General features: G+C 61.4%; 24 protein-coding genes. 10 read left to right on the plus strand and 14 right to left on the minus strand.

All coding sequences use genetic code 11. The features are described 5' to 3' along the window. Positions 1 to 8: 8 nt before the first annotated feature. From mltB to D8U61_RS24695, 7 genes are all read left to right on the plus strand, one after another. Positions 9 to 1,019, plus strand: coding sequence for a lytic murein transglycosylase B (mltB, locus tag D8U61_RS24665; RefSeq protein WP_130927836.1), 1,011 nt, complete (start codon positions 9 to 11; stop codon positions 1,017 to 1,019). Beyond that, positions 1,019 to 2,029 carry a septal ring lytic transglycosylase RlpA family protein gene (locus D8U61_RS24670; protein ID WP_016773027.1) on the plus strand — a complete coding sequence of 337 codons (1,011 nt, stop codon included), beginning with the start codon at positions 1,019 to 1,021 and terminating at the stop codon, positions 2,027 to 2,029. The genes mltB and D8U61_RS24670 overlap by 1 nt, the downstream gene beginning before the upstream one ends. Before the next feature lie 187 nt (positions 2,030 to 2,216). Beyond that, positions 2,217 to 3,374 carry a D-alanyl-D-alanine carboxypeptidase family protein gene (locus D8U61_RS24675; protein WP_016773028.1) on the plus strand — a complete coding sequence of 386 codons (1,158 nt, stop codon included), beginning with the start codon at positions 2,217 to 2,219 and terminating at the stop codon, positions 3,372 to 3,374. A gap of 86 nt (positions 3,375 to 3,460) precedes the next feature. After that, on the plus strand, positions 3,461 to 3,736 hold the full coding sequence (locus D8U61_RS24680) for a DUF493 domain-containing protein (RefSeq protein WP_024014446.1): 276 nt from the start codon (positions 3,461 to 3,463) through the stop codon (positions 3,734 to 3,736). After that, positions 3,736 to 4,383 carry a lipoyl(octanoyl) transferase LipB gene (gene lipB / locus D8U61_RS24685; protein WP_024014445.1) on the plus strand — a complete coding sequence of 216 codons (648 nt, stop codon included), beginning with the start codon at positions 3,736 to 3,738 and terminating at the stop codon, positions 4,381 to 4,383. The genes D8U61_RS24680 and lipB overlap by 1 nt, the downstream gene beginning before the upstream one ends. Positions 4,384 to 4,408: 25 nt before the next feature. Then, a complete protein-coding gene (gene lipA / locus D8U61_RS24690; protein WP_160768663.1) occupies positions 4,409 to 5,407 on the plus strand; it encodes a lipoyl synthase in 999 nt (332 codons plus the stop codon). A 132-nt stretch (positions 5,408 to 5,539) separates the two neighbouring features. After that, positions 5,540 to 6,490 (plus strand): LD-carboxypeptidase, encoded by a 951-nt coding sequence (locus tag D8U61_RS24695; RefSeq protein WP_130927837.1) that lies wholly within the window; start codon positions 5,540 to 5,542, stop codon positions 6,488 to 6,490. Positions 6,491 to 6,538: 48 nt separating this feature from the next. Here D8U61_RS24695 and D8U61_RS24700 read toward each other — a convergent pair whose 3' ends face one another. The 5 genes from D8U61_RS24700 to leuS form a co-directional block, all read right to left on the minus strand. Continuing rightward, the gene (locus tag D8U61_RS24700) at positions 6,539 to 7,861 is read right to left on the minus strand and encodes a lytic murein transglycosylase (RefSeq protein WP_016773034.1); all 1,323 of its coding nucleotides are present in this window, start codon (positions 7,859 to 7,861) and stop codon (positions 6,539 to 6,541) included. Between the two features lie 60 nt (positions 7,862 to 7,921). After that, entirely contained in the window at positions 7,922 to 8,086 is a 165-nt protein-coding gene (arfA, locus tag D8U61_RS24705; RefSeq protein WP_016773035.1) for an alternative ribosome rescue factor ArfA, read from the minus strand. A 182-nt stretch (positions 8,087 to 8,268) separates the two neighbouring features. Continuing rightward, positions 8,269 to 9,306 (minus strand): DNA polymerase III subunit delta, encoded by a 1,038-nt coding sequence (holA, locus tag D8U61_RS24710; RefSeq protein ID WP_016773036.1) that lies wholly within the window; start codon positions 9,304 to 9,306, stop codon positions 8,269 to 8,271. Between the two features lie 39 nt (positions 9,307 to 9,345). Next, the gene (gene lptE, locus D8U61_RS24715; RefSeq protein WP_130927838.1) at positions 9,346 to 9,951 is read right to left on the minus strand and encodes an LPS assembly lipoprotein LptE; all 606 of its coding nucleotides are present in this window, start codon (positions 9,949 to 9,951) and stop codon (positions 9,346 to 9,348) included. A gap of 88 nt (positions 9,952 to 10,039) precedes the next feature. After that, positions 10,040 to 12,646: a leucine--tRNA ligase gene (gene leuS / locus D8U61_RS24720; protein WP_123443276.1), complete on the minus strand. Its 2,607-nt coding sequence runs from the start codon at positions 12,644 to 12,646 to the stop codon at positions 10,040 to 10,042. A 255-nt stretch (positions 12,647 to 12,901) separates the two neighbouring features. Here leuS and D8U61_RS24725 point away from each other — a divergent pair, with 255 nt between their 5' ends. Together D8U61_RS24725 and D8U61_RS24730 are read left to right on the plus strand one after the other, a co-directional pair. Then, complete coding sequence (locus D8U61_RS24725) at positions 12,902 to 13,225, plus strand: hypothetical protein (RefSeq protein ID WP_024014441.1); 324 nt, start codon at positions 12,902 to 12,904, stop codon at positions 13,223 to 13,225. Between the two features lie 104 nt (positions 13,226 to 13,329). Next, positions 13,330 to 14,091 (plus strand): YdcF family protein, encoded by a 762-nt coding sequence (locus tag D8U61_RS24730; protein ID WP_130927839.1) that lies wholly within the window; start codon positions 13,330 to 13,332, stop codon positions 14,089 to 14,091. A gap of 116 nt (positions 14,092 to 14,207) precedes the next feature. On the opposite strand, the gene lnt is transcribed toward D8U61_RS24730, so the two are convergent. From lnt to miaB, 5 genes are all read right to left on the minus strand, one after another. Beyond that, a complete protein-coding gene (lnt, locus tag D8U61_RS24735) occupies positions 14,208 to 15,731 on the minus strand; it encodes an apolipoprotein N-acyltransferase (protein WP_130927840.1) in 1,524 nt (507 codons plus the stop codon). A gap of 14 nt (positions 15,732 to 15,745) precedes the next feature. Further along, positions 15,746 to 16,585, minus strand: a complete 840-nt coding sequence (locus D8U61_RS24740) for an HlyC/CorC family transporter (protein ID WP_024014438.1) — start codon at positions 16,583 to 16,585, stop codon at positions 15,746 to 15,748. A 5-nt stretch (positions 16,586 to 16,590) separates the two neighbouring features. Continuing rightward, positions 16,591 to 17,085, minus strand: a complete 495-nt coding sequence (gene ybeY, locus D8U61_RS24745; RefSeq protein ID WP_016773042.1) for an rRNA maturation RNase YbeY — start codon at positions 17,083 to 17,085, stop codon at positions 16,591 to 16,593. Then, complete coding sequence (locus tag D8U61_RS24750) at positions 17,078 to 18,070, minus strand: PhoH family protein (RefSeq protein WP_016773043.1); 993 nt, start codon at positions 18,068 to 18,070, stop codon at positions 17,078 to 17,080. The genes ybeY and D8U61_RS24750 overlap by 8 nt, the downstream gene beginning before the upstream one ends. 214 nt (positions 18,071 to 18,284) lie before the next feature. Continuing rightward, positions 18,285 to 19,613: a tRNA (N6-isopentenyl adenosine(37)-C2)-methylthiotransferase MiaB gene (gene miaB, locus D8U61_RS24755; protein WP_016773044.1), complete on the minus strand. Its 1,329-nt coding sequence runs from the start codon at positions 19,611 to 19,613 to the stop codon at positions 18,285 to 18,287. A gap of 132 nt (positions 19,614 to 19,745) precedes the next feature. Here miaB and D8U61_RS24760 point away from each other — a divergent pair, with 132 nt between their 5' ends. Continuing rightward, positions 19,746 to 20,075 carry a DUF1820 family protein gene (locus tag D8U61_RS24760; protein WP_016773045.1) on the plus strand — a complete coding sequence of 110 codons (330 nt, stop codon included), beginning with the start codon at positions 19,746 to 19,748 and terminating at the stop codon, positions 20,073 to 20,075. Positions 20,076 to 20,250: 175 nt separating this feature from the next. Here the strand turns inward: D8U61_RS24760 and D8U61_RS24765 are convergent, their stop codons facing one another. From D8U61_RS24765 to D8U61_RS24780, 4 genes are all read right to left on the minus strand, one after another. Next, positions 20,251 to 20,805: a tetratricopeptide repeat protein gene (locus D8U61_RS24765; RefSeq protein ID WP_016773046.1), complete on the minus strand. Its 555-nt coding sequence runs from the start codon at positions 20,803 to 20,805 to the stop codon at positions 20,251 to 20,253. Positions 20,806 to 21,029: 224 nt separating this feature from the next. Then, positions 21,030 to 22,313, minus strand: coding sequence for a glutamate-1-semialdehyde 2,1-aminomutase (gene hemL / locus D8U61_RS24770; RefSeq protein WP_016773047.1), 1,284 nt, complete (start codon positions 22,311 to 22,313; stop codon positions 21,030 to 21,032). Between the two features lie 15 nt (positions 22,314 to 22,328). Then, on the minus strand, positions 22,329 to 22,952 hold the full coding sequence (gene thiE, locus D8U61_RS24775; protein WP_076564266.1) for a thiamine phosphate synthase: 624 nt from the start codon (positions 22,950 to 22,952) through the stop codon (positions 22,329 to 22,331). Between the two features lie 18 nt (positions 22,953 to 22,970). Further along, a complete protein-coding gene (locus tag D8U61_RS24780; protein ID WP_007909650.1) occupies positions 22,971 to 23,768 on the minus strand; it encodes a hydroxymethylpyrimidine/phosphomethylpyrimidine kinase in 798 nt (265 codons plus the stop codon). Between the last annotated feature and the right edge of the window lie 199 nt (positions 23,769 to 23,967).

Here is a 23,967-nt window from a genome sequence, read left to right on the forward strand (position 1 = left end):
AGAGTGCAATGCAAGTAATGCGTGGCTGGGCGACTCGATGCGCGCCGCTGGTTGGCCTGGTGGGCCTGCTGGGTAGCGTGCAGGAAGCGCTGGCCGGCGACTATGAAGGCTCGCCGCAGGTGGCCGAATTCGTCGGCGAAATGACCCGCGACTACGGTTTCGCCGGTGAACAACTGATGGGTGTGTTCCGCGAGGCGCAACGCAAGCAGTCGATTCTCGACGCCATCTCCAGACCCGCCGAACGGGTCAAGCAGTGGAATGAATATCGCCCGATGTTCATCACTGACGCGCGCATCGCCCGGGGTGTCGACTTCTGGCGTCAGCACGAGGCGACCCTGGCCCGTGCCGAGCAGGAATACGGCGTGCCGGCACAAGTGATCGTGTCGATCATCGGCGTGGAGACCTTTTTCGGACGTAATACCGGTAATTTCCGCGTGATCGATGCATTGTCGACCCTCGGCTTCGACTATCCTCCCCGTGCCGAATTTTTCCGCAAGGAACTGCGTGAGTTCCTCCTGCTGGCCCGTGAAGAGCAGGTCGACCCGCTGACCCTGAAAGGCTCGTACGCCGGGGCCATGGGCCTGCCGCAGTTCATGCCGAGCAGCTTTCGCGCCTACGCGGTGGACTTCGACGGTGATGGCCACATCAATATCTGGAACAACCCGGACGATGCGATTGGCAGCGTCGCCAGCTACTTCAAGCGTCACGGCTGGGTCGCCGGCGAGCCGGTGGTCAGCCGCGCCGATGTGCGCGGCGAGCAGGCCGATGAAGGCCTGACCACCGGTATCGAACCGGTGAAGACGGTCGCAGAGTTGCGGGCGCTGGGCTGGTCAAGTCATGATGCGCTGCGCGATGATATGCCGGTTACCGCATTTCGCCTCGAAGGCGACAACGGCCCTGAATACTGGATGGGCCTGCAGAATTTCTACGCGATCACGCGTTATAACCGCAGCGTGATGTACGCCATGGCCGTACATCAACTGTCTGAACAGCTGGTACAAGCACGGGGCGTCAAGTAATGCAGGCATTGCCTAACAATAAACCCCTGAAGCTGGTGGCTTTCGCTGCGTTGGCAGTCCTGGTCGCCAGTTGCACGACCAGCCGTACACCGACGCAGAAAACCCCGTCCACCGCTGTCCGCGCCCAACCGGGCCTGGACATCAACCGCGCGCACAAAGACGGCGCGCCGTGGTGGGATGTCGATGTTTCGCGCATCCCGGATGCGACACCGACCCTGCACACCGGCCCGTACAAGGCCAACCCGTACACCGTGCTGGGCAAGACCTATTTTCCGTTGCAGGAATCCAAGACCTACGTGGCTTCGGGCACAGCGTCCTGGTACGGCACCAAGTTCCATGGCCAGAACACCGCCAACGGCGAAGTGTATGACCTGTACGGCATGAGTGCCGCGCACAAGACCTTGCCGCTGCCAAGTTACGTCCGGGTGACCAACCTGGACAACAACAAGACCGTGATCCTGCGCGTCAACGACCGTGGGCCGTTCTACTCCGATCGCATCATCGACTTGTCCTACGCAGCGGCGAAGAAGCTCGGCTATGCCGAAACCGGCACCGCGCGGGTCAAGGTCGAAGGCATCGATCCGCAGCAGTGGTGGGCGGCCAAGGGCCGTCCGGCGCCGCTGATGCTCAACGAGCCGCAAGTGGCGCAGAATAGCGCGCCAGTGATTACGGCTTCGGCCGGCACCGTCGAGCAATGGACACCGCCGCCGCAGCAACACGCCGCGGCCGTGGTGCCCGTGCAGATCGATGCAAAAAAAAACGCTTCTGCACCAGCGTCTGGCCAGTATCTGCAGGTGGGCGCGTTCGCCAACCCGGACGCTGCCGAACTGCTGAGGTCGAAGCTCAGCGGGATGGTGAGCGCGCCGGTGTTCATCAGCTCGATCGTGCGCAATCAGCAGACCCTGCACCGGGTACGCCTGGGGCCGATCGGCTCGCCGGGTGAGATCGCCCAGGTGCAGAACAGTGTGCGGCTGGCCAATCTGGGTTCGCCCAGCGTGGTCACCGAGTAACACGTAGACCTTGATTGACGGTTCACTTGCGGTATTCGGGGGGTGAACCAGGTTGTTGGCTCGTCGAAGAACAAAAGCCCGGCAAGGGTGACTGGAGTGAGCAACTGAACACGCGATGGCCCGTTAGAAGGCTGTCTGAATAAGTTTTGCCTTCGGGCAAGTTTCCATTAGCGATTTCGAGAGACGGATGAACATCACCACCTTTGCCAAACGCCTGTGTCTGCTAGTCCCGCTGCTCCTCTCGCCAGCCGCCTTCGCGGCCGAGATGATGCCGTCGCCACCACAACTGGCCGCCAAGGCCTATGTTCTGATGGACGCCAGCAGCGGTAACGTGCTGGTCGAAAACAACGGCGACCAGCGTCTGCCACCGGCCAGCCTGACCAAGCTGATGACCGCGTACATCGCGACCCTGGAAATCCGTCGCGGTCAGATCGGTGAAAACGATCCGGTGACCGTCAGCGAAAACGCCTGGCGCACCGGCGGTTCGCGGATGTTCATCAAGGTCGGTTCGCAGGTGACTGTCAGCGACCTGCTGCACGGCATCATCATCCAGTCGGGTAACGACGCCAGCGTCGCCTTGGCCGAGCACATCGCCGGCAGCGAAGACGCGTTCGCCGATCTGATGAACAAGACCGTCACCGAACTGGGCATGACCAATACCCACTTCATGAACCCGACCGGTCTGCCAAACCCTGAGCACTACTCGTCGGCGCACGACATGGCGATTCTGGCCCGTGCGATCATCCACGAAGACCCGGCTCACTATGCGATCTACTCGCAGAAAGAGTTCTTCTGGAACGGCATCAAGCAGCCTAACCGCAACCTGCTGCTGTGGCGCGACAAGACCGTTGACGGTCTGAAAACCGGCCACACTGATGAAGCCGGCTACTGCATGGTGTCCTCGGCGGTACGTGACGGCCAGCGTCTGATCGCCGTGGTGTTCGGCACCAACAGCGAAGTGGCCCGCGCGGCTGAAACCCAGAAGCTGCTGACCTACGGTTTCCGCTTCTTCGAAACCCAGACCTTCTACCAGAAGGGCACCGAACTGGCGCAGGCGCCGGTATGGAAAGGCACCACCAGCCAGGTCAAGGCCGGCCTGGCGCAAGACCTGACCATGACTCTGCCAAAAGGCCAGCTGAAGAAGCTCGCTGCCAGCATGACCATGAACCCGCAACTGGTTGCGCCAATCGCCAAGGGCGACGTGATCGGTAAAGTCGAAGTCAAACTGGAAGACAAGGTAGTGCACAGCGCCGACCTGATCGCTCTGGATGGCGTCGAGGAGGGTGGTATCTTCCGCCGCATGTGGGATAGCATCCGTCTATTCTTCTACGGCTTGTTCAACTGATTTTGTGTTGACCTGCATGGCCCCGCCCCGATCCGGTGCGGGGCCATGTGCGTTACCACGGCTTGCACTCTAGAGGCCGTTACGCCATGACCGATACCGAAGTAAAGGCGCCAAAGATCGAATTTCCCCAGACCGATTATCCGATCAAGGTGATCAGTGATACGGGTGTTGGCAACAAGGACAAGATCATCGCGATCGTCCTGAAACACGCGACCATCAATGATGAGCGCATCGACGAGCGTCAAAGCAGCAACGGCAAATACACCACCATCCAGTTGCACATCGTCGCCACCGACCAGGATCAGCTGTACAACATCAACAGCGAACTGCGGGCTTCCGGCATCGTGCACATGGTGTTGTGATGCACGGCACGCTGGGCTTTCGCGAGCTGGGCCAGATGGCTTACGAGCCGGTCTGGCATGCCATGCAGCGCTTTACCAACGAACGCGGCAATGCTGCCGCCGACGAAATCTGGCTCGTCGAACACCCGCCAGTGTTCACCCAGGGCCAGGCCGGCAAGGCTGAACACCTGTTGCTGCCGGGAGATATTCCGGTGGTGCAGGTCGATCGTGGCGGCCAAGTGACTTATCATGGCCCCGGGCAGCTGGTGGCTTATCTGTTACTGGATGTACGCAAGCTGGGTTTCGGCGTGCGTGATCTGGTCAGCCGCATGGAAGCCTGCCTGATCGAACTGCTGGCCAGCTACGGCGTCACCGCCGCCGCCAAGCCAGATGCTCCCGGCGTATACGTCGATGGAGCGAAAATCGCTTCTCTGGGTTTGCGCATTCGCCACGGTTGTTCCTTTCATGGCCTGGCCCTGAACGTGGATATGAACCTGGAACCGTTTCGACGGATTAATCCCTGCGGCTACGCCGGGCTGGCCATGACCCAGCTGAGCGATCACGCAGGATCGATTGAATTTGCCGAGGTAAGTGCCCGGCTGCGCGCGCAGCTCGTCAAACACCTCGACTATGCTGAGCAGACGACCCTCACGGGCGGAATCGACTGATATGACTACTGATGCAGTGCAAACCATGATCCCGACGCTCGACGTGACCGAGCGCCCGGCCCCGCGTCCCAAGGTTGAAGCCGGCGTCAAGCTGCGCGGCGCCGAGAAGGTTGCACGCATCCCGGTCAAGATCATTCCGACCACCGAACTGCCGAAGAAACCCGACTGGATCCGCGTGCGCATCCCGGTTTCGCCGGAAGTCGATCGCATCAAGAGCCTGCTGCGCAAGCACAAGCTGCACAGTGTCTGCGAAGAAGCGTCCTGCCCGAACCTCGGCGAATGCTTCTCCGGCGGCACCGCAACCTTCATGATCATGGGCGACATCTGCACTCGTCGCTGCCCGTTCTGCGACGTTGGCCACGGTCGTCCGAAGCCACTGGACGTCAACGAGCCGGAAAGCCTGGCCATCGCCATCGCCGACCTCAAGCTCAAATACGTGGTGATCACGTCGGTGGACCGCGACGACCTGCGTGACGGCGGTGCCCAGCACTTTGCCGACTGCATCCGCGAAATCCGCAAACTGTCGCCAAACGTGCAGCTCGAGACCCTGGTCCCGGACTACCGTGGGCGCATGGACATCGCCCTGGAAATCACCGCTGCCGAGCCGCCGGATGTGTTCAACCACAATCTGGAAACCGTGCCGCGCCTGTACAAGGCTGCGCGTCCGGGCTCGGATTACCAGTGGTCGCTGACCCTGCTGCAACGCTTCAAGCAGATGATGCCGCACATTCCGACCAAGTCCGGCCTGATGCTGGGTCTGGGCGAGACCGACGAGGAAGTCATCGAAGTCATGAAGCGCATGCGCGAACACGACATCGACATGCTGACCCTCGGGCAGTACCTGCAACCGTCGCGCAGTCACTTGCCGGTGCAGCGTTTCGTGCACCCGGACACTTTCGCCTGGTTCGCCGAAGAAGGTTACAAGATGGGCTTCAAGAACGTCGCTTCGGGCCCGCTGGTACGTTCCTCGTACCACGCCGACGAGCAGGCGAAGCTGGTCAAGGCCGAGCTGCTGGGTTCCTGATTCACTGCTGATGTAAAAATGCCCGCCGAGGACAGTTCCTCGGCGGGCATTTTTTTGCCTGAGACAAGGGGCTTTTGTTTGTCTCTTCAGCTGACTACTGTGTGTGCATGACTTTACCGCTGGAGCCCAAGGATGACCGTTCGACCGAGCCACACCCTGATTGCCCACCGACCCGTACCGGCGCTGCCCTCCGAAGGGACGATTGGCGTCATCGCGCCTGCCGGCCCCGGCGCCCTCGATACTGAAAAAACGCTGCAATGGATGCGCGCGCGCGGCTATGGGCTGAAGGTGTTTCCGGGTGTCTATGAGAAGGACGGCTATCTGGCCGGCAGTGACGACGTACGCCTGCGCGATCTGCACGCGGCATTCGCTGATCCTGAAGTCGACGCGATCATTTGCCTGCGCGGCGGCTACGGCACGCCGCGTCTGCTCGACCGAATCGATTACGACCTGCTCAGCCGGCATGCCAAGCCGTTTGTCGGCTATAGCGACATCACCGCGCTGCACCTGGCCATCAGTCGCTACGCCGGGTTTGTGACCTTTCACGGCCCGCTGCTCAATGCCGACCTGCTCGGCGACAAGGAGCCGCCGACCGTCACCTCATTCTTCGCCATGCTGCGCGGGCAAATGAAGTCAGGGAGTGTGCTGAGCCATCCGGCGGCTTATCCGTTATCCACCGTCGAACCGGGCATCGCTCACGGGCGTTTGCTCGGCGGCAACCTGGCAATGATTGCTGCAACCCTCGGCACGCCCTACGAGATTGATGTCGAAGGCGCAGTTCTGTTCATCGAGGACATCAACGAGCCGCTGTATCGCATTGATCGCCTGCTGACCCAGATGCGTCTGGCCGGCAAGCTGGCCCGACTGCGCGGTGTGCTGGTCGGTGATATCGCCGGGGTGGAGGTCGACGCGCTGAATCGGCTGCTCAAGCAAACCTTTGAGCCGTTGCGGATTCCGGTGTTGTCGGGTTGGCGCAGTGGCCATTGCGACCCGAACCTGACACTGCCGTTGGGCGCGCTGGTGCGCCTGGATGCGGGGAAGCAGGAGTTGCTGCTGGAGCAGGATGTGGTGATCAAAGTCTAGAAATTGGTCGCCTGACAGTCAGTCATCGCGGGCAAGCCCGCGAAGCTTTTATTGGGCGCGCAGGCTCTCAAGCAACTTGTGCGTCGGATACCCATCCGCCGGCCAGCCCAGCGCCTGCTGGGCACTGCGAATGGCCTTGCGGGTATTGGCGCCGATAATCCCGTCCGCCGTGCCGGCGTCGTAATTACGCGCGCTTAATAGCGTCTGCAGTTCGATGCGCTCGGTGCGGCTCAGCGGCAGATCATCTTTCGGCCAGTCGCCATTGATCAGGCCCGCGCCTTCAAAGCGCTCGGACAACAGGCTCACCGCCAGCGCATACGACGACGAATTGTTGTACTTGAGAATCGCCCGGAAGTTGTCGAGGATCAGGAACGCCGGGCCGCGATAACCGGCCGGCAGCAGCAGGGCGGCCGACAGTTGTTCGGAACCGGCTGGCACCTGCGCGCCATTGGGCAGGTTCACGCCCAGTTGCCGCCATTCGGCGACGCTTTTACGAATCGCGCCATCGGCCAGCGTGTAGTTGAAACCGCTCGGCAATTGCACTTCGAAACCCCACGGCTGGCCGCGTTGCCAGCCCGAGCTTTGCAGATAATGCGCGGTGGAGGCCAGCGCATCGGCCGGGCTGCCCCAGATGTCGCGGCGACCGTCACCGTCAAAGTCCACGGCGTGGGTGTTGTAAGTGGTCGGAATGAACTGGGTCTGGCCCATCGCGCCGGCCCAGGAGCCGAGCATTTTCTCCGGGGTGATATCGCCCTGTTGCAGAATCTGCAGGGCGGCGATCAGTTGCGCGTGAGCAAAGCCAGGACGACGGCCTTCGTAGGCAAGGGTGGCCAGCGAGTTGATCACCGACTTGCTGCCCTGAAACTGACCGAAATTGCTTTCCATGCCCCACACCGACACCAGCGCCTGGCGATCAACGCCATAACGCTGCTCGATGCTTTGCAGAATGTCGGCGTACTGATTGATCAACGCCTGGCCTTTGCGCACGCGCAGTGGCGACAGCGCACCGTCGAGGTATTCCCACACCGGGCGGGAAAACTCCGGCTGACTGCGATCGGCACGGATCACGCTGGCGTCGAAGCTGATGTTGGCAAATGCCTGATCGAACAGCTCGGGGCGAATCCCGGCGGCGAGGGCGTCCTTGCGGAAGCCCGCCTGCCATTCGGCAAAGGTCTGGGTCGGTTGAATATCGAGCGGGTCGGCGGACGGCACTACCGGCGGAATAATCGCTGGGGCCGTGGTAACCGGGGCGGCTTGAAGCGGTTGTGCATCGGCGGCGGTGGGTTTTTCCGCGCAGGCGACAAGCAGGATGAAGCTGGAGGCAGCGATCAATTGGCGCACGGGCCAACGACGGGAAAGACTTGGGGGCATGCACAGTTCCAGGGAAACGAATCAGGTGCAGACCTTAACATGAGCGAGGGGTAGTGCGCTTCAGGCAGCCAGAAAGTAAAAAGCCTCCCGGTTGTCAGACCGGAAGGCTTCGCGGCGGTAGCTGCCTTTGCCCTTGGCGGGTCGTTCCTGGCGGCTGCGGAACAAGGGCTGGGCGACGATTGATTTGGCCTTGTTGGGGCCATGCTTTGCTGGCTTTTTGCTCATGAGGGTTCTCTGGATTGAGTGGGTTTGGCGCGGCAAATAATCTGCCGATGTTGGGCGTCTGTCCAGTGCCTGTTGTGTAGGAATGTTCTGGCGCTTTCGCGAGCAAGCTCGCTCCCACATTTGGAATGCATTTCAATGTGGGAGCGAGCTTGCTCGCGAATGGCCGTTATGCGGGAAACAGGTTATTCGGCAGGAAGTGTCAGGCGCTGGCCTGCCATCAACAACGCCAGACGACTCAAGCTCATCCACGGCGAACCCGCCGCCTGGCCCTTGATCTGCGCGTCGATACGCTGCGCTTCAAGCAGCAATTGCGCCCAGCGTTGCGCCGAGTAGCGTTGCAAAGCCTTGCTCATCAACGGCTTGCGCTTGTCCCAGACCGGCGGTTTCGACTGGCTGAAACACTTGTCCAGTGGCGTGCCCTGGCTGTATTGCAGGGAGATGTTGGCCAGCAGGCGCAACTCCCGCGCCAGTGCCCAGAGGATCACCGGCGGTTCGACGCCTTCGCCGCGCAAACCCTCAAGCATGCGCAAGGCGTGGGCCGGTTCGCCGTTGAGTACCGCGTCGGTCAGGCCGAACACGTCGAACCGGGCACTGTCGGCCACGGCGGCCTGCACGGTTTCAACGGTGATCTGCCCACCTTCGGCCATCAGTTTGAGCTTTTCGATTTCCTGGGCGGCGGCGAGCAGGTTGCCTTCGACACGCGCGGCAATCAATTCGACCGCGTCCTGACTGGCCGACAGACCGGCCTGGGACAGGCGCTGACGAATCCAGCTCGGCAGCTGATTGGCATCCACCGGCCAGATCTGCACAAACTGGGTCTGTTGGCCTTCGACCAGCGCCTTGCCCCACTTGGTTTTCTGCGCGCTGCCATCGAGCTTCGGCAAGCTGATCAGCAGGACCGTGTCTTCCGCAGGACGTGAGCAATATTCGATCAGCGCGGCGGCGCCTTTGTCGCCAGGTTTACCGGATGGCAGGCGCAGTTCCAGCAGGCGTTTTTCGGCGAACAGCGACATGCTTGCGCCGGCCTGCAACAACGTACCCCAATCGAAATTGGCATCGGCGGCGAACACCTGACGTTCGTCGAAACCTTGCTGACGGGCAGCGGTGCGGATGGCGTCGGCGGCTTCCTGACACAGCAACGGATCATCGCCGCTGATGATGTAGACCGGCGCGAGTGCGCCTTGCAGGTGTTTGCCGAGTTGCGCGGGTGCGAGCTTCATAAAGAAGGGCGAGCGGGGCGCCTGAGCGCCCCGACCGTCTTACTGCTGCGGGATTTCGAGCGGCGACTGACGCGGAGTTTCCGCCTCAGCCTTCTGCGCCGCTTCCAGCGCATCGGCTTCAGCCTTGGCGCGGTCATTGGCGGTTTGCTGCAGTTGCTGCAACTGGCCCGGGGTCAGCTGCGACAGGCGCAGCATCATGCGTTGCACCAGCTCGCGACGGATTTCATGACGGGCGTCGTTGGCTTCCTGATCGGAGCCGACAAGGTTGTTGCCGTCGTGAATGAACACCTTCTGCACTTCGAGCTTGTCGCTGATCAGCGACAGGTTTTTCTCGCCGCGGATGTCATAGCTCAGCACGGTGTTGACCTGATACTCGCCTGTGCGCCCGGCACCGGCATAGCTGAGGATGCGCTGGCTTTCCTGCTCGTCAGCCAGATACAGCTTGTACGGCGCGCCGCTGTAAACCTTGACGCCGCTGGACTCCAGCGTCTGACGCAGCTGTCTTACGGTTTCGCCATAAGCGTTACGCGCGCTCAGGTCGATTTCCTTGATCGACAGTTCGTTGGTGCCGGTACCACGCAACTGGAAACCGCAGGCGCTCAGCAGAACGGCGAGGCCCATCACCAGCAGATTGCGTTTGATCATTGTGTTGCTCCCCTTGAAACCAGGTGAGCCGACTCTGCGGCCCGAAAGGTTTTACTGGCTGCCAGGCGAGCCTGGCAGCCGATCCAATTTAGCTGGCGACGATGTTGACCAGTTTGCCCGGCACCACGATCACTTTGCGAATGGTCAGGCCGTCGACGAAACGCAGCACGTTTTCGTTGATGCGTGCAGCGGCTTCGATCTCTTCGCGGGTGGCGCTGGCCGGCATTTCGATCTGCCCGCGCAGCTTGCCGTTGACCTGAATGACCAGGGTCAGGTTGTCCTGCACCAAGGCACTTTCGTCCACGGCCGGCCAGCCTGCATCGATCACCGCATCGGCGTGACCCAACTGCTTCCACAGTTCGTGGCTGATGTGCGGGGTGATCGGTGCCAGCAGCAGGGTCACCGCTTCCAGACCTTCGTGCAGCAGCGCACGGTCCTGTTCGGTGCCTTGGGCGGCTTTTTCCAGCACGTTCATCAGCGTCATCACCTGAGCGATGGCCGTGTTGAATTTGTGGTTCTGGCCGACGTCATGGCTGGCCTGCTTGATCGCCAGGTGAATCGCACGACGCACGGTTTTCTGCTCGTCGTTCAGAGCGGCGATATCCAGTTTGCCCGGCAGGCCCTGGGTCACGTGGGCTTGCGCCAGACGCCAGACGCGCTTGAGGAAACGGTGCGAACCTTCAACGCCGGAATCGGACCATTCCGCGCTCATGTCAGGCGGCGAGGCGAACATCATGAACAGGCGGCAGGTGTCGGCACCGAACTGGTCGATCATCGACTGCGGGTCGACGCCGTTGTTCTTCGACTTGGCCATCTTCTCGGTACCGCCGATTTCCACCGGCAGGCCGTCGGACTTCAGCTTGGCGCTGATCACCTTGGCTTTGCTGTCACGCTCAAGTTCTACGTCTGCCGGGTTGAACCAGGTGTAAGCACCGTTGGCTTCGCGACGATAGTAGGTCTCGGCGATCACCATGCCCTGGGTCAGCAGGTTCTTGAACGGCTCGTTGGAGCTGACCAGACCTTCGTCGCGCATCAACTTGTGGAAGAAGCGCGCGTAGAGCAGGTGCAGAATGGCGTGTTCGATACCACCGATGTACTGATCCACCGGCAGCCAGTGATCGGCCGCGGATTTTTCCACCAGGCCACCTTCAAAGTGCGGCGAGGCGTAACGGGCGTAGTACCACGACGACTCGACGAAGGTGTCCATGGTGTCGGTTTCACGTTTGGCCGGCGCGCCGCATTTCGGGCAGCTGCACTCGTAGAACTCGGGCATGCGCGCCAGCGGCGAACCGGCGCCGTCCGGCACCACGTCTTCCGGCAATACGACCGGCAGTTGATCTTCCGGCACCGGCACGTCGCCGCAGGTGGCGCAGTGGATGATCGGGATCGGGCAGCCCCAGTAGCGCTGGCGGCTGATGCCCCAGTCGCGCAGGCGGAACTGGGTGCGCGAGGCGCCGAGTTGTTTCTTGATCAGGGCCACTTCCATGGCGTCGAACGCGCCGGCGAAGTCGAGGCCGTCGAATTCACCGGAGTTGATCAGCGTGCCGTGCTCGCCATAGGCGTCTTGCCATGGCGCCGGGTTGGTATCACCGGAGCTGGTGCGCACCACCGATTTCACCGGCAGATTGTACTTGTGCGCGAATTCGAAATCGCGCTCGTCGTGCGCCGGAACCGCCATGACCGCGCCGTCGCCGTAGTGCATCAGCACGTAGTTGGCGACCCACACCGGCAGCTTCTCGCCGGTCAGCGGGTGCTCGACGAACAGGCCGGTCGGCAGGCCTTTCTTTTCCTGGGTGGCGACATCGGCTTCAGCGACGCTGCCGCCCTTGCATTCAGCGATGAACGCTTGCAGCTCGGCATTGTTCTGCGCGGCCAGGGTGGCCAGCGGGTGCTCGGCAGCCACGGCGACGTAGGTCGCGCCCATCAGGGTGTCCGGACGGGTGGTGAAGACTTTCAGGGTGCCGGCTTCGCCGATCGAATCGACGTTGTACGGGAACTGCACTTCCATGCCACGGGACTTGCCGATCCAGTTGCGCTGCATGGTCTTGACCTGTTCCGGCCAGCCAGTCAGTTCATCGAGGCTTTCCAGCAGCTCGTCGGCGTAAGCGGTGATCTTGAAGTAGTACATCGGGATTTCGCGCTTTTCGATCAGCGCGCCGGAGCGCCAGCCACGGCCGTCGATGACTTGCTCGTTGGCCAGAACGGTCTGGTCGACCGGGTCCCAGTTCACGGTGCCGTTTTTACGGTAGATCACGCCTTTTTCGAACAGGCGGGTGAACAGCCATTGTTCCCAGCGGTAGTAGTCCGGCTTGCAGGTGGTCACTTCACGGGACCAGTCCACCGCGAGGCCGAGGCTGCGCAGCTGCGACTTCATGTAGGCGATGTTCTCGTAGGTCCACTTGGCGGGCGCTACGTTGTTTTTCATTGCGGCGTTTTCCGCCGGCATGCCGAACGCATCCCAACCCATGGGCTGCAGAACATTCTTGCCCTGCATGCGCTGGTAGCGCGAGATCACGTCGCCAATGGTGTAGTTGCGCACGTGGCCCATGTGCAGCTTGCCGCTGGGGTAAGGGAACATCGACAGGCAGTAGTAGGTTTCCTTGCCTGGCTGTTCACTGACTTCAAAGGACTTTTGCTCATCCCAGAACGACTGGGCGGCGGCTTCGATCTCACGTGGCTGATATTGTTCGTGCATGGCTACTTTTGTACTGGATAGGGGTGGCCTAATCCTCTTCGACGGCGGCATACGGGATGGCCCGGGTGCGCTGGAAGTGGAATGACAGGAAGCGCCGTAGCATACATGACCGCGCTTGGCCGAGGGAAACCCTGATTACAGCTGTTTGCCCGAGCTTTTGGGCGACGAGGGCCGTTGGTCGCGGCGTGTAGCCGGTTCGTGCAGCGAAGCTAAGCTCTAATTGGGGAGTGAGTCTTATCTTCAATGAGGTGAGGGATGGTGGAGCAACGGAAAAAGAACGTAACGAAACCCGAGTTGTATGAAAGGTTGATCGATCGTCTGGGCATGGCGCTGGACGCCGTGAAAACCGCCGACCGGCTGCGCGACGAGCGCCCCCTGGAACTGGAATTGCGTGGCTTGAGTCCCGCCGAGTTCAAACTGGTCAAGGCCTATCTGGATCGCAGTGAACGTGAAACGCAGGGATGCCTGTCTCAAGCAGTGAAGCAGCTCGATGCAGCACATTCGGCCAAGGTCATCTGGCTCAAGGACAAGGCGCCGCGCAGAGACACCGGCAAGGTGCGTTCTGTGCAGGCCAAGTAAGCGCATGGCAGGTCATGAAACGGATCTTTTGCAACCGGATCCGGCCTACTGGTTGTAACGCGTAATCAACACTCTTAGGCTTCGGGCATCTTTGGAGATGCCCGATGCCCTTTCGCTATTTCATCAAACAACTTTTACTGCCGCCCGGCATTCTTTTGCTGCTGTTGCTGGCGGCCTGGTGGCTGCGCCGCTCGCGGCCGCGTCTGGCTGGCGTATGTTTTGCCTTCGGATTTGGTGGCCTGCTGCTGATGAGCCTGCCGGTGGTCGTGCAGTGGAGCGCCAAGGCGCTGGAGCGTGAGCCGCCGCTGGCGCGGTCAGAATGGACGACCCTGGCGCAACGTGCCGATGCGATTGTGGTGCTGGGCTCGGGGCGTGAGCGCGGTGATCTGGCCTGGGGCGAAGACCAGCCGACCGGCGTCGGCCTTGAGCGTCAGCGTTACGCCGCACGCCTGGCCAAGGCCTCGGGCCTGCCGATTCTGACCAGCGGCGGCCTGCATTACGGCACGCCCCCGACCGAGGCGAAGTTGATGGCGGATTCGTTGCGTGATGACTTCGACGTGAGCGTGCGCTGGCAGGAAGGCGAGAGCCGCACCACATGGGAGAACGCGAAGATGACGGCAGATATTCTCTTGCCCCAGGGGCTCAAGCGGGTTGTCGTGGTGACGCAGGCGTGGCACATGCCGCGTGCGGTGTGGAGCTTTGAGCAGGCGGGTTTTGAGGTGGTGCCGGCACCGGTGGGTTTCCTCGGTACCGATAACGCACGGCCATTTGGCGGCTGGCTGCCGGAGTTCAAGTCGATCTGGCAGAGCGGGCAGTTGCTCAATGAAGCGGTGGGGCAGGTGGGGTATTCGTTGTTTTACCGCTGAAGATCATTGTGGCGAGGGGATTTATCCCCGATGGGGCGCGTAGCGGCCCCTCTCTTGCCTTCAGAAGAGGGGACTGCTGCGCACTCCAGCGGGGATAAATCCCCTCGCCACATTTCTCAGAGGGTCTTCGACATGCGGCTGGCCATCAACGCCCAGCCAAACAGCAGCAGGCACAACACGATCAGCGGCCACGAACGCCATTGCAGGTACGGCGTCAGGTCGTGCATCGGTACCACTTCGCCATACAACACGCCTTGTTCGAACTGCGGAATCTGCTCGGTGATCTGCCCGAACGGATTGATCAGGCCGGTAACGCCGTTGTTGGTCGCGCGGATCATCCAGCGTCCGGCTTCCAGCGCGCGCATCTGCGCCATCTGCAAATGCTGCAGCGGGCCGATGGACGTGCCGAACCAGGTGTCGTTGCTGATCGTCAGCAGCAGATCACTGCGTGCCGACAGGCCGGCGGCGAATTCCGGATAGACCACTTCGTAGCAGATAAACGGTGCGATCTGGTAACCCTTGGCTTGCAAGAGCGCTTGATCCGACGGGCCGCGCGCGAAGTCCGACATCGGCAGGTCGAAGAACGCGATCAAGCCGCGCAACACGTCCTGCAACGGCACGTACTCGCCGAACGGCACCAGTTTCTGCTTCAGGTAAGTGCCATCGCCTTCGCCGACCACGGTGATGCCGTTGAAGAAGCGCCGCTCGTGATGCACGGTCTGGCGAATCGGCACACCGGTGATCAACGCTGATTTACGCTCGGCGGCGAAGTTGCCCATCATCGTCAGATAGCCCTCGGCGGACTCCTTCAACACCGGCACGGCGGTTTCCGGCCAGATCAGCAGATCGACCGGTTTGGAGCGGAAACTGAGATCACGGTACAGCGCCAGTTGCGCGTTGAGCTCGGCCGGGTCCCATTTCATGCTCTGCGCGACGTTGCCCTGAATTGCGGCCACGGTCAGCGGTGCGCCGGACGGGCTGGTCCACGCGTGGCCTTTGAGGGCGATGCCTGCTACCCAAGGCCCCGCCAGAAGTACCACGCCGGCCGCGATAAAACCCTTGCGGCGCGCCTGCAACAAGCGCGGCGCGTTGTAGAACAGCGCTGCGGTCAGTGCCAGAACAAACGAGACCAGCCACATCCCGCCCACCGGCGCGAGCCCGGCCAGCGGGCCGTCGAGCTGGCTGTAACCGGAATAAAGCCACGGGAAACCGGTAAGGAACCAGCCGCGAAACGCTTCCTGGCCGACCCACAGCGCAGCAAAGGCCAAGGCATCTGCCAGCGGTGCTTCGTTACGCCGCAACCAGCGCGCCCACAGCCACGCGGGCAGGGCGAAGAACCAGGCAATCGCCGCGGTGAACAGCAGCATCAGGAACCCGGCGAGCAACACCGAAGCACCACCGAAATGATGAATGCTGTAATAGATCCAACTGGTGCCGGCACCGAACAGACCGAAGCCGAAGCACCAGCCACGGCCGAGCGCCTGGCGCGGGCTCAGCTCACGCAAGCCGGCGTAGAACAAACCGACCGCCAGCAATGCCAGCGGCCAGATGTCGAACGGTGCGAGAGCGAATGTGGTGATTGCACCGGCCGCCACGGCCAGCAGGTTACCGGGCCAGCCGGGGCGGGTTGTCCAGCGCATTTCAGTCCTTAGAATTAACGAGCGATAGGCGTCAGTCGCAGCAAATGAATCCGACGGCTGTCGGCGTTCAGGATGCGGAAACGATAAGCGCCGATTTCAGTGGTTTCGTTGCGTTTTGGCAAGTGCCCGAACGCGCTCATCACCAGGCCGCCGACGGTGTCGAACTCGTCGTCGGAGAACTCGCTGTCGAAGAACTCATTGAAGTTCTCGATTGGCGTCAGCGCCTTGATCAGGAAATCGCCGCTGGGCAGCGGCTTGATGTAGCTGTCTTCTTCGACGTCGTGCTCGTCCTCGATGTCGCCGACGATCTGCTCGAGCACGTCTTCGATGGTCACCAGACCGGCCACGCCGCCGTATTCGTCGATGACGATGGCCATGTGGTTGTGGTTGGCACGGAATTCACGCAGCAACACGTTCAGACGCTTGGACTCCGGCACGAAGGTGGCCGGGCGCAGCAGGTCCTTGATGTTGAAGCTGTCGCCGTTCTCCTTGAGGATCAGCGGCAGCAGATCCTTGGCCAGCAGCACGCCCATCACGTCGTCATGGCTTTCGCCGATGACCGGATAGCGCGAGTGGGCCGAGTCGACCACGGCAGGGAGGAATTCGCGGGGTGTCTGGGTCGCCTTGATGCTGACCATCTGCGAGCGCGGCACCATGATGTCGCGCACTTGCAGGTCAGCCACCTGGATGGCGCCTTCGACGATGGCCAGCGCTTCGCTGTCCAGCAGTTTGTTCTGATGTGCATCACGCAGCAGCTCGAGGAGCTCCTGACGGTTCTTCGGCTCGTGGGCAAAAGCCTGGGTCAGTTTACCCAGCCATGACTTCTGCCCGTTGCTCGATCGATCTTCGCTCATAGCGATTACTCTGAATCCTTTGTTGTAACGATGGGGGAGTGTTCGGTTTCGTCATCCGCGTACGGATCGGGATAGCCCAGTTCAGCAAGCAACTCGCGTTCCAGTGCTTCCATTTCTTCGGCTTCGTCGTCATCTATATGGTCGTAACCGAGCAGATGCAAGCAGCCGTGAATGACCAGATGTGCCCAGTGGGCCTTTAGTTCCTTGCCCTGCTCGGCGGCTTCGCGTTCGACCACGGCCACGCAGATCACCAGATCGCCGAGCAGCGGAATATCGAGAAACTCGTCAGGCACTTCCGCCGGGAACGACAACACATTGGTCGCGTAGTCCTTGTGGCGCCAGGTGTGATTGAGCTCGCGGCCTTCTTCCTCGTCGACCAGACGAATGGTCATTTCCGAATCAGCGCTGCGCTGGCGCAGGGCCAGTTCGCACCACTGGCGGAACTCGGCTTCACTCGGCGCGCTGGCCTCGGTGGCGATTTGCAGATCCAGCTCAAGCATCGCGCGAGGCTTCCTTCGCAGCTTCGGCACGGGTCTCGAAGCGCTCGTAGGCCTCGACGATCCGCTGCACCAACGGGTGGCGCACGACGTCTTTGGGCTGGAAATGGGTGAAGCTGATGCCCGGCACGTCTTTGAGCACTTCGATCACATGGTGCAGGCCGGACTTGGTGCCGCGCGGCAGGTCGACCTGGGTGATGTCGCCGGTGATCACGGCGGTGGAGCCGAAGCCGATGCGCGTGAGGAACATCTTCATCTGCTCGACGGTGGTGTTCTGGCTCTCGTCGAGAATGATGAAGCTGTTGTTCAGCGTACGACCGCGCATGTAGGCCAGCGGCGCGACTTCGATCACCTGTTTCTCGATCAGCTTGGCGACGTATTCGAAACCGAGCATTTCGTACAGCGCGTCGTAGAGCGGGCGCAGGTACGGGTCGATTTTCTGCGACAGGTCGCCGGGCAGGAAGCCGAGTTTTTCCCCCGCTTCGACCGCCGGACGCACCAGCAGGATGCGGCGGATCTGCTCGCGCTCCAGCGCATCTACCGCGCAGGCCACGGCCAGATAGGTCTTGCCGGTACCGGCCGGGCCGATGCCGAAGTTGATGTCGTTGCCGAGGATTTCCTTCACGTAGCGTTGCTGATTCAAGCCGCGCGGGCGAATCATGCCTTTCTTGGTGCGCAGGGCGACGGTCGCTTCGGCAGGGGCCGGGTTGTCGATATCTGCTGATTCCTGAATGAACAGGTGCACCAGGTCTGGCGACAGCTCGGTACCCTTGGTTTCCCGGTACAGGCGGCGCAGCAGGTTTTCCGCGGACGTGGTGAGTTTTGGATCGCCAATCAACTCGAACTGGTTTCCGCGGTTGCGGATCTCGATGGCCAGGCGCTGTTCGATCAAGCGCAAATGCTCGTCGAATTGCCCGCACAGATTGGCGAAGCGGCGAGCCTCAAAAGGCTCGAGGAGAAAACGATGTGGTTCGATGGGTGCGTTCAAGGTCGTATTTAGCCGCCCTGGGGCAATTAGGATGAAATCAAGGATAACGCCAGTGGCGTGGGTGCGAAAGCTCTTAAATATCTCAGCCGATCAGCGCCGCTGCGCTTTACCTGTGGGAGCGAGCCTGCTCGCGAAGGCGGCGACACATTCAAAATTGATGTGTCTGACAGACCGCCTTCGCGAGCAGGCTCGCTCCCACAGGAGAAATGCGGCGTTATTGAATTAAAGAACCACGCAGTGAGTGCGGTTGCGCGGCGTCGATGTGCACGTCGGCGAACTGGCCAATCAGGGTGGGATTGTCGCAGCGGAAGTTGACGATACGGTTATTCTCGGTGCGGCCTTGCAGCTCGCCCGGGTCTTTCTTCGAGTAATCGGTCACCAGAATGCGCTGGATCGAGCCGACCATTTGTCGGCTGATCTCGAAGCCCTGCTGATTCAGACGATGTTGCAGCGCGTTCAGGCGTTCTTTCTTCAATTCTTCCGGCGTGTCGTCGGCCAGATCGGCAGCGGGCGTGCCCGGGCGCTGGCTATAGACGAACGAGTAGGAGAAATCGAAGCCGACATCGGCAATCAGCTTCATGGTCTGTTCGAAGTCCTTTTCGGTTTCGCCGGGGAAACCGACGATGAAGTCCGAACTGATGCAGATCCCCGGTACGGCGGCGCGCAATTTGCGCAGCTTGGATTTGTACTCCAGCGCCGTGTGGTTACGCTTCATCGCCGCGAGAATCCGGTCCGAGCCCGACTGCACCGGCAAGTGCAGGTGCTTGACCAGTTCCGGCACTTCGGCGTGGGCCTGGATCAGGCTGTCGGAGAACTCCAGCGGGTGCGACGTGGTGTAGCGGATGCGGTCGATGCCATCGACAGCGGCGACCACGCGGATCAGTTCGGCCAGATCGGCCAGACGACCGTCATGGGTCTGGCCGCGATAGCCGTTGACGTTCTGCCCGAGCAAGGTCACTTCACGCACGCCGTGTTCGGCCAGGTGAATGATTTCCGCGATCACGTCGTCGAACGGTCGGCTGACCTCTTCGCCACGGGTGTACGGCACCACGCAGAACGTGCAGTACTTGCTGCAACCTTCCATCACTGACACATAAGCGCTCGGGCCGTCGATACGCGGCTCCGGCAGGTGGTCGAATTTTTCGATTTCCGGGAACGACACGTCGACCTGCGGCAGCTTGCTGCTGCGCGCGGCGTCGATCATCTCCGGCAGACGGTGCAGGGTCTGCGGGCCGAACACCACGTCAACGTAAGGAGCGCGATCGCGGATCGCCGCCCCTTCCTGACTGGCCACGCAACCGCCGACGGCGATGACCATATCGGGGTTGGCCAGCTTCAGTTCGCGCCAGCGGCCGAGTTGCGAATACACGCGGTCTTGCGCACGTTCGCGGATCGAGCAGGTGTTGAGCAGAATCACGTCGGCGTCTTCCGCGCGGGCGGTGACTTCCAGGGCCTGATGTTCGCCCAGCAGATCGACCATGCGCGAGCTGTCGTACTCGTTCATCTGGCAACCGTGGGTTTCGATGTAAAGCTTCTTGGCCATGGATTCGGGTCGTCACGTGATTCAAAGAACCGCGCATTATAGGGAACAAGCCGTCAGGTTCCTACCGCTGTGCGTCCGGTGGCTATGCTATAGTTCGCGCCCTCATTTTTACCCCGATGTTATCCGCCCGCCATGACCAAACGCGAAGCTCCAATCTACAAGGTGATTTTCCTCAACCAGGGCCAGGTGTTCGAAATGTACGCCAAGCAGATCTATCAAAGTGATCTGTGGGGTTTCCTGGAAGTTGAAGAATTCGTCTTTGGCGAGCGCACGCAAATGGTCGTCGATCCGAGCGAAGAAAAGCTCAAGGCGCAATTCGAAGGCGTGGTGCGCAGTTTTGTGCCGATGCATTCGATCGTGCGCATCGACGAAGTGGAACGTCTGGGCACGCCGAAAATCAGCGAGGCCCGGGGCGCGGTCGGCAATGTCATGCCGTTTCCGATGCCGATGCCTGAAAAGTAACAGCGGATTCTGGATTGGAATGAGTTTGTGGTGAGGGGATTTATCCCCGCTCGGCTGCGAAGCAGTCGCAATCCATCCAGCAATATGTGTCAGACAGAACCGGGTTGCAGGGTTTGGGGCTGCTTCGCAGCTCAACGGGGATGAATCCCCTCGCCACAGGTCATCTCCACAGCCTTTAGGGCAGTGGGGAGAATGGCGTGCGCCCGTCGGCGTTCTGCAGTTCCATCAGGTATTTGCGGAAAATCTGCCCGAGCACCTGAGTGGCGGTTTCGAGATCTTCGCGGGACATTTTTTCCGAGACTTCGTCAGCCGTGTCCAATGCCTCTTCAGCACCGTTGACCGCTGCCATCTTCAGCACGATGTAGGCCTGGATATTGTTGGCCTGCACGCCTTCGCCGTGGAAGAACATGCTGCCGAGCTTGAATTGCGCCTGGGCGTGGCCTTGCAGCGAGGCCTTTTCGAAATAGCTCAGGGCTTGATTGAGGTCGCGCGGCGCGTTCTTGCCGTCGTAGTAGAACTCACCCAACTCGTATTGCGCTTGCGCGTCCCCTTCGTCCGCCGCTTTCTGGCAGGCGGCCAATGCCTGCGTGACGTCTTGCGGCTGAGTATTGAGGGTGCAACGACCCATCGCCGGGATCAACAACGAGTTGCCGCCTGCTTGTGCATGCGCGAGCAGGGGCTGAAGGAGCAACAGGCAGCCCAATGCAAGGGTGCGGCCGGTGCGGTTCATGGGAATCGACTTACCTCTGAAGGGCAGGCGGACCCGTCGAGGGATCCAATAAGCGCGCATTATGAAATAAGCAGGGCCAACCTTACAAAGTCTTTACTCGTTTTTCTGCTGCGTGGGGAATATATCGCCCGATTCAGGCAGGATTTTCGCAGACGCGTCGGAAAAGCCGAGCGGATGTAGGCGAAAGCTGACGCTGGCCATAGCCAACGTCAGCGGTACGGCGACTATTTCAATGCGGCGAAGGCGCGCTCGGCAGCGTCCAGCGTCAGTTGCAACTCGGCTTCGCCGTGGGCGATCGAGGTGAAACCGGCTTCGAAAGCGCTCGGCGCCAGGTACACGCCACCTTCCAGCATCAAGTGGAAGAAGCGACCGAACATTGCCGCGTCGCTGGCCATCACGTCGTCGAAGGTGACGATGTCGTCGGCGCCGCTGAAGTACAGACCGAACATGCCGCCGGCCTGAGTGGTCACGAACGGGATGCCCGCAGCATCGGCACGCTGTTGCAGACCGTCGAGCATGCGCGCGGTGTAGTCGGTCAGTTCGGCGTGGAAGCCCGGGCGGCTGATCAGACGCAGGGTCGTCAGACCGGCAGCCATCGCCAGCGGATTACCCGACAACGTACCGGCCTGATACACCGGACCGAGCGGGGCGATGCGCTGCATGATCTCGCGTTTGCCACCGAAGCAGCCCACCGGCATACCGCCGCCGATGATCTTGCCGAACGTGGTCAGGTCCGGCGTCACGCCGTAGTGCGCCTGGGCACCGCCGAGGGCGACGCGGAAACCGGTCATCACTTCGTCGAAAATCAACACCACGCCGTGCTTGTCGCACAGCGAACGCAGGCCTTCGAGGAAGCCCGGCGCTGGCGGCACGCAGTTCATGTTGCCGGCGACCGGTTCGACGATGATGCACGCCACGTCCTCACCCACTTCAGCCAGCATCGCTTCAACCGCGTCGATGTCGTTGAACGGCAGGGTCAGGGTGTGTTTGGCGAACGCTGCCGGCACGCCGGCCGAGCTCGGTACGCCCTGGGTCAGAGCGCCGGAACCGGCCTTGACCAGCAGGCTGTCGGAGTGGCCGTGGTAGCAGCCTTCGAATTTGATGATGCTGTCGCGACCGGTGTAACCACGGGCCAGACGGATCGCGCTCATGGTCGCTTCGGTGCCGGAGCTGACCATGCGCACCATGTCCATCGACGGCACCAGCGAGCAGACCAGATCGGCCATCTCGGTTTCCATCGACGTCGGTGCACCGTAGGACAGGCCGTGTTGCAGCTGATTGCGCACCGCGTCGAGCACGTCCGGATGGCTGTGGCCAAGGATCATCGGCCCCCACGAACCCACGTAATCGACATAACGCTTGTCATCTTCGTCGGTGACGTAAGCGCCTTCGGCGTGTTTGAAGAACAGCGGGGTGCCGCCGACGCTCTTGAACGCGCGCACCGGCGAGTTGACGCCGCCGGGGATGTGTTTCTGAGCATTGGCAAACAGGGTTTCGGAACGAGACATGATCGGGCTCTCAAATCAGATTTTCAGAAGTTCGTTGAAGGCGCGGGCGCGGCGGGTCACTTCGGCGCTGCTCTCGGCGCCGAACAAACCGTGGATCACGGCGAGCAGATCGACACCGTGCTCGACCAGTGGCGCGGCGTTATCGAGGGTGATCCCGCCGATCGCGCAGATCGGCAAGTGCAGCGTGCGTTTGGCTTCGTCGAGCAAGTCGAGGCTGCAACTCGGCGCACCGGGTTTGGTGGTGGAATTGAAGAAGCGGCCGAAGGCAACGTAACTCGCGCCTTCTTTGGCAGCCTGTTCGGCCAGGGCGATTTGCCCGTGGCAGGTCGAACCGATGATCGCTTTCGAACCGAGCAGGGCGCGGGTCGGCGACAGCGGGCCGTCGGTCTGCCCGAGGTGCACGCCGACGTTGAGGCGTGCGGCCAGCTCGGCGTCATCGTTGATGATCAGTTGCGTCTTGTAGCGCTCGCACAGGTTGCGCAACGCCTCGGCCTCGCGCAGGCGGCGGGCCTCGTCGCTGCTCTTGTCGCGGTATTGGAGCAGGGTGACGCCGCCGTCGAGCGCCGCCTCCACGTAAGACAGAAACTTGCCGGCGAGCAACTGGCTGTCGGTAATGGCATACAGGCCACGGAGTTTCATCGGGCAGACCTCACGACGTTACGAGCAGAAATCCAGCGGCAGGCGACGCGGCACGAACTGGCCTTTGCCCAGTTGTTCGGCATCGCGCAAAGTGCGCCAGGTGTAATCCAGCGCACTGCGCACGGCACTGGCCAGGTGTTCGCCCTGAGCGAGTCGCCCGGCCAAAGCGCTGGCCAGCGTGCAACCGGAGCCGTGATAGCTGCCCGGCAGGCGTTGGCAGATAAAGGTTTCGCGCAGGCCGTCGCGGCTGTACACGCGGTTGTGGATTTCAGTTTCGTCGCCATGGCCGCCGGTAATCAGCAGGTTTTTGACGAATGGCAGGAGTTTTTCCGCGCACTCGTCGGCCGTGCCTTCGGGCAGTTCGGCGAGGATGCGCGCTTCAGGAAGATTGGGCGTGGCAATGATCGACAGCGGCAGCAGACGCTCGCGCATCGCGTAGCCGACCTCGTCCTTGCCCAGGCGTCCGCCGCCGCCGGCACGCAGCACCGGGTCGCAGACCACTGGCAGGTGCGGGTGCGCCGAGAGCAGTTCGACCACGGTGTCGACCATCTCCAGCGAACCGAGCATGCCCAGTTTCACTGCGGCGACTTCGGAGTCATTGAGCACGGCATTGGCCTGGGCCAGTACCCACTCACGGTCGAGGACGCGGAAGTCAGTGACGTTGACGGTGTCTTGCACGGTCAGGGCGGTGACGGCCGGAGCCGCATGGCAACCCTGCGCGAGCAGGGCTTCGATATCTGCCTGCAAGCCGGCGCCACCACTGGGGTCGTGGCCGGAGAGACAGAGGACAACGGGGCGGGAGCTGTAGATATTCATGGTGCGCGAGCTTACCACCAAAGCTGATTTTGGGGTGTGGGTGGCAGAGCAAGATAAATGCAGGAGCTGCCGGAGGCTGCGATCTTTGACGTTCCTGACCATTCCAACAGCTCTATCTCGGTGCTTTGCCCTGTAACGCCCGTTCTAGAGCCGTTGTAGGAAAAATTTCCATGGTGCTCAATGGCCATCAACGGCTATG

It is taken from the genome of Pseudomonas sp. Sample_14, assembly GCF_004307515.1.
Taxonomy (GTDB): domain Bacteria; phylum Pseudomonadota; class Gammaproteobacteria; order Pseudomonadales; family Pseudomonadaceae; genus Aquipseudomonas; species Aquipseudomonas atacamensis.